This window comes from Cupriavidus sp. YAF13 (genome assembly GCF_052113425.1).
Lineage (GTDB): Bacteria > Pseudomonadota > Gammaproteobacteria > Burkholderiales > Burkholderiaceae > Cupriavidus.
The window spans coordinates 1-5,278 of the sequence record NZ_JBFRDD010000117.1 but is presented as its reverse complement, the minus strand read 5'-3'; the positions used below and the strand labels follow the sequence as shown (position 1 = coordinate 5,278).

The 5,278-nt window shown below is 64.8% G+C and carries 5 protein-coding genes; all 5 read left to right on the top strand.

Annotated features, from left to right (window positions below):
• Positions 1-912: formylglycine-generating enzyme family protein (locus AB4061_RS40160; protein ID WP_441641599.1), on the top strand; the 912-nt coding region annotated here is incomplete at its 5' end.
• Positions 912-1,175, top strand: a complete 264-nt coding sequence (locus AB4061_RS40155; RefSeq protein ID WP_441641598.1) for a hypothetical protein — start codon at positions 912-914, stop codon at positions 1,173-1,175. The genes AB4061_RS40160 and AB4061_RS40155, both read left to right, overlap by 1 nt.
• Positions 1,172-1,435 carry a PAAR domain-containing protein gene (locus tag AB4061_RS40150; RefSeq protein WP_183032906.1) on the top strand — a complete coding sequence of 88 codons (264 nt, stop codon included), beginning with the start codon at positions 1,172-1,174 and terminating at the stop codon, positions 1,433-1,435. Before AB4061_RS40155 ends, AB4061_RS40150 begins: the two co-directional genes overlap by 4 nt.
• Before the next feature lie 24 nt (positions 1,436-1,459).
• Positions 1,460-2,656, top strand: a complete 1,197-nt coding sequence (locus AB4061_RS40145) for a hypothetical protein (protein WP_441641597.1) — start codon at positions 1,460-1,462, stop codon at positions 2,654-2,656.
• Position 2,657: 1 nt separating this feature from the next.
• On the top strand, positions 2,658-5,278 hold a 2,621-nt coding region (locus AB4061_RS40140), incomplete at its 3' end, for an ImcF-related family protein (RefSeq protein ID WP_441641596.1).

Sequence of the window (5,278 nt, the reverse complement as noted above, 5' to 3'; positions counted from 1 at the left end):
ATGGCATTGACCGAGGGCAGCATGGAGGAGCGGGTGGCCAAGCTCAAGCGCAAGGTGCTCAAGGACCTGGTGTGGGTCGAGGGCGGCAGCTTCATGATGGGCGACTTCGGGCCGTGGTGGTCGCCCGAGAAGATGTACTACACGACCGGGCTCGATAACAAGCCGCCGCACAAGGTAACGCTGACGGGATACAACATGGCCCGCTACAAGACGACGTACGCGGAGTTCGACGTGTTCGCGGATGCGACAGGACAGGAACGAGCCGGGATGGAGTTGAGGCCCGGCTCTGAGTTGCCACGAGGATTCTACCGCCATCCGTTGATACCAGTCGGCGTGTACTGGCACCGGGCAAGGGACTATTGTCATTGGCTTGGCAAGCAAACGGGGGTGCCGTTCAGTCTGCCGACGGAGGCGCAATGGGAATATGCCGCACGCAGCCGTGGGCAGAACTTCATCTGGGCCACGGACAACGGTCACATGGACAAGGGGCGCAATATGGCTTCGGGTGAGCAGAAAGAGAGGCTCAGGCCGGTTGTTTCGACAGATCCCGGAGAGCCCGCTTCAATCACGCGAGCCATGCTGTTTCCGGTTGGCATCTTCCCGCCGAATCCGCTGGGGCTGTACGACATGAACGCCAATGGATGGGAGTGGATGCAGGACTGGTATGACGCGAAGTGGTATCGCGTCAGCCCGGAGCGTGATCCGATGGGGCCACCGACCGGCACCTTGCGCTCATTGCGCGGGTACGCGGGTGGCGACTATGTCTCCGGGCTTAACGTCATACGATACGCGCGCGATCCCATGATCATCGGAAGAGATATTCTCACTGAAGTCATCGGCCCAAAGAGGAATACAACACATTCCGTACGCTGCGTGGCGAACCAGGATCACCCGATCGAAGGGGAGAGGTGATGACCTTAGCGAAGATTCGGATGCCTGGGAGAAAGCTTAACCGGGTCGTTCTCCTGCTCGCGGTGGTGCTGTGTGTTGGCTCTCGGTTGCAGGCCGGTGAACTAGAAATACGGCCGGTCGATGTACCGCCTGAAAAAACTGCCGACTGGAGCGTGACTGGTGGGCCAGCACGCCCGCTGGCGAAGAATGAGCGCCAACACGTGATGCGTGCATCGCACGTAGTGAACGACTTAACCGAATTACAAGGTTTCCATTGCCCATGAGCGCGATTGCATTCGAAGGTGATCCGACGGATCACGACGGCTATGTCATGACAGCCACCTCTACGATCATCGAGAACGGCAAGCGCGCGGCGTTGCTGGGAGATCTTGTCTACTGTCCAAGGGCAGGGCACGGCGTCAATCCCATCGTCGAGGGCGATACGACAATGATGTCGGATGGCCGCCCCCTGGTGACGCATCTTTGCAAGGCGGCGTGCGGATGCGTGATTCTTGCCGTCCACTCCACACTGTCGGTTCGTTGACCCATGCCTTGGCCAATTCCAGACGTGGCGGCAATCGCGCGCCCCCAGCCGATCGGGATCGGTAGCTGGCTGCTTGTCTTCGTGGCCGTGATGGGCCTTGGTGCTGGCGCCACACTGCTGCTGTGGCCGCAAGGCAGGCCGACCAATGAAGTGGGATTCTGGCTTTTTCTGATCGGCCTCCCCGTCACTGTCTTTGCATTGGTGTTCGGCCTGAGGCTGACGAAATGGGAGCGGGGACAACTGCTTGCCGAGGAGAGCGAGCAAGAGTGCAGACGCCTTGACTTGCTATGGCGGGACTGGGCTCGCCGCGATCTTTCGGTCGTCCGGGCGCAAGCGTTCTTGCCCATTGGCCCGGCGCCAGGCGAACTTGCCGCCGCAGGCGCGAATCTACCTGTGAATGCGTTACGGTCCGTCGGGTTTCCCTGGGCGGGTGAGGCCAAGGCGGACAGTCGCTACACGACAGTGCTCAACCTTATCGCGGACCGGTTCGCGGATGTTCTGGCAGAACTGCAATCTGTCGAAGTGAGGCTTGTGCTTGATGATGTCTCGCTGGCGCAAGAGGCAAAAAAGGCAAAAAAGGCAAAAGAGGCGCAATGGAGCACGAAGACGAAGCACCTGCTGGAGGCATCCGCGCCGGGCGTGTCGGTGGATATCCATGTCGCTGGCGCCCATCCGGCGGATTGCATCGCATGGATGGAGCAGGGCTTCGACGTAGACGAAGTGCCCGCCCGATTGGTCATTGCTGCGCAGATCTGGCCGGATACAGGCGAACGTGTATTCAGTGAAGGTGCCGCCGCGCTGCTGTTGAAACCTCGCACGGCAAGCCGGCGGGACCGGGCCGCGCATCGGTGCATCGCACCGGCACATCTCTTGCGGCCGATGGCGTCGTCGTCCGGGACCATCACTGCCGATGTGCGCCAGTTGCTGGATATGCAGGGAAGGCCGGGCGTCTTGCCACGCGCCTGGCTTAGTGGTTGTACGCAGCAAGATCGAGCGGCGTTCCTGACAGTGCTGTGTTCGTTGGGCGAGGATAAGCCAGCAGTTCTTCCACTGGACGATGTCATGGGCTTTCCGGGACCGGTCAGCGGCTGGATCGCCCTTGCTATCGCTTTGGAAACCGCGGGCCAGGATTCAGAGGATCAGTTGGTTGCGTGGCATACGCCTGGCAGCGACCGGACACATCTGTGTGTGGCCGTGCCGTCGATACCTGGGAGAAATTGAGTTGAAGAATCGTGCTTGGGGCCGGTGGCTGATCCTGGCGAGCGTACTGGCAGTAGCCTCGTCCTATATTGCCATGACGGTCGATATGGAACTTCTGCGTACTTGGCTCGGCCGGCATAGCCGGGAGGTTGCGGGCATCGCCGTAGCGGCGTTGGCCGCCTTTGCCTTCGCGTTTTCCAGGCGCAAGGAGATCCGGCATGCGATGCAACGAGCGTCGAAGGAACAAGGACTCGAGCCGCCCGCGATCCTGGACACGGCTGAAACGGAAGCAAAGGCCGGTGCGGCTTCGGCACAGACTCGCTCGGTGGCGTTGCGTTTCACGCTTCGATCCACCCACGGCCTGCGCTGGCGCTACCGCCAGCCCTGGCTGCTCCTCACCGGCGACGACGCCGCCATTGCCCGCCTCCTGCCCGAACTGGCAGAACAAGGCTGGCTGATCACCCCCGATGCGGTGTTGCTATGGAGCAAGACCGGCAAGGAGGGCTGGCCGGACGCCGACTGGCTCAGGGCACTCTACCGACTGCGCCGCCGCCGTCCGGTGGACGCGATGATTCTCACAACGGATAGTGCAGCGGATCTGCAGGCGCAGCGCCGCGGCACCCATCCCCATGGAATGCGCCTGGCGCGCATCACGGAATTGCTGCACTGGTCCGCCCCGGTCTACCTGCTGGATGTGGCGGAGGCGAGAACGGTGGCCCACGGCCTCATGCCGGTCATCGGTTGCGAACTGCCGCGCCAGGCCGACGCGGACGCCATCGAGGGCGCGCTGCGCACGCTGCGCGACCAGCTGGCGCAGCGCGTCGTCGCGCAGTTGATGGCGGGCAACCGCGACCGCTATATGGGAGAGCTTTCCCAGCGGCTCGACACCCGCGGCAAGGCGCTCGCCGACTGGATTGCCGGATTGGGGGGCCGGCAACGCCGGCGCATCTCCGTGGACGGCATCGTCTTTGCGCCGTATCCACGGCCTGTCACCGGCGATGCGAGCGTGCAGAGCAGCATCGACCTGCCGCTCTGGCATTACCTGGGCGAAGCCGCCCGCCGCCATCCGGGACAGCGCGTTGGCTGGCACCCGGTCACGGTGTCTGCCATCGTGGGCCTGACGGCCATCGGCCTGTGGAGCGCCGGCATGCTGGTGTCCGGCGTGCGCAACGCGCAAGACGTAAGCGCTGCACAACAAGTGATTCAGGATGTCCAGGCGGCCCCCAACCCGGCTGCGCGCCTGCGCGCGCTCCTTGCCTTGCAGCAGCAGATCGAGCGCTACGAGTACCGTACCCAGCATCACGCGCCGCTCGCGACCCGCTTTGGCCTGAATCGCGATCCGGCGGTCCTTGCCGCGCTGTGGAAGCCTTACGCGCAGGCCAGCCGCGAGTTGCTCGTCACGCCCGTGCAGCGGGATCTGGAGGCGTCGCTGGTGGATCTTGCGCAACTGCGGACCACGGTGCTGGATGCGGCGACCAACCGGGTGGCGCTGAGCGGTCACCAGGCGCTCAAGACCTATTTGATGCTGGCTAACCCCGAGCGCGCCGAGCCGGCCTTCCTGGCCCCGCAGCTGGTGCAGCATTGGTCCACCGAGGCCCGGATCACGCCGGGCGAGCGGCAGGATATTGCCGAGCGCTTGTTCAAGTTCTATGCGGCGCATTTGAAGTCCAACCCGGCCGGGCGCATCGAGCCGCGGCCCGAGCTGGTCGCCGGTGCCCGCCAGACGCTGCTGGCCGTGATCGGGGAGCGCAATGCCGAGGACACCGTCTATCGGGGCGTGATCCAGGCCTTTGGGGGGAACGCTGGCAGCAAGTATCCGGACCAGACCCTGGCGGCGCTGACCGCCGGCACCGATCCCCGGGGGCTGGTGCGAGCCACCGCCATCGTGCCCGGGGTCTTCACCCGCCAGGCCTATGAGGGCTACGTGGCCCCCGCGATCGAGCAGGCCGCCAGGCGCACGGAGATCGCCAATGACTGGGTGCTGACCGATGGCAAGCCGCAGTTGCGGACTGAGAGCCGTTCGGCCGAAGCACTGCAGGCCGCCCTGACCGAGCAGTACTTCGCCGATTACGCGGAACGCTGGCAGGGCTTCATGAACAGCCTGCAATGGGAGGCCGCGCCGACCCTGCCGGCCGCGATCGGGCAGCTCAAGCTGATGGCCGATGCGCGCCAGTCGCCGGTGATCGCGCTGATGAAGTCGCTCGAGTACCAGGGTGGGGCCGGCGCCCGCCAGGACTCGCTGTCCGATACGCTGGTGGCCAAGACGCAGGACCTGCTGGGCAAGAAGCCGGCGGGGCCCGAGGTGGCAAAGCCGGACGCGGCGGGGCCGCTGGGTGCGGCCTTTGGCCCGGTGCTGCGGCTGGTGGCGCAGGGCCAGCCCGGTAGCACCAACGCTGCCACCCATGCGGGCGCCAGCGGTGACCTGAGCCTGCAACGCTTTCTCGACCGCGCGACGGCACTGCGCTTGCGCCTGCAGCAGGTCGGCAACAGCGCCGATGCCGATGCGCAGGCCCGCCAGATGGCGCAGGCGCTGTTCCAGGGCAAGGGCTCGGAACTGGCCGACACCCAGGCCTATGCCCAGCTGATGGCGGCCAGCCTCGGCAGCCAGTGGGCGGGCATGGGCGAGACGCTGTTCGTGCGGCC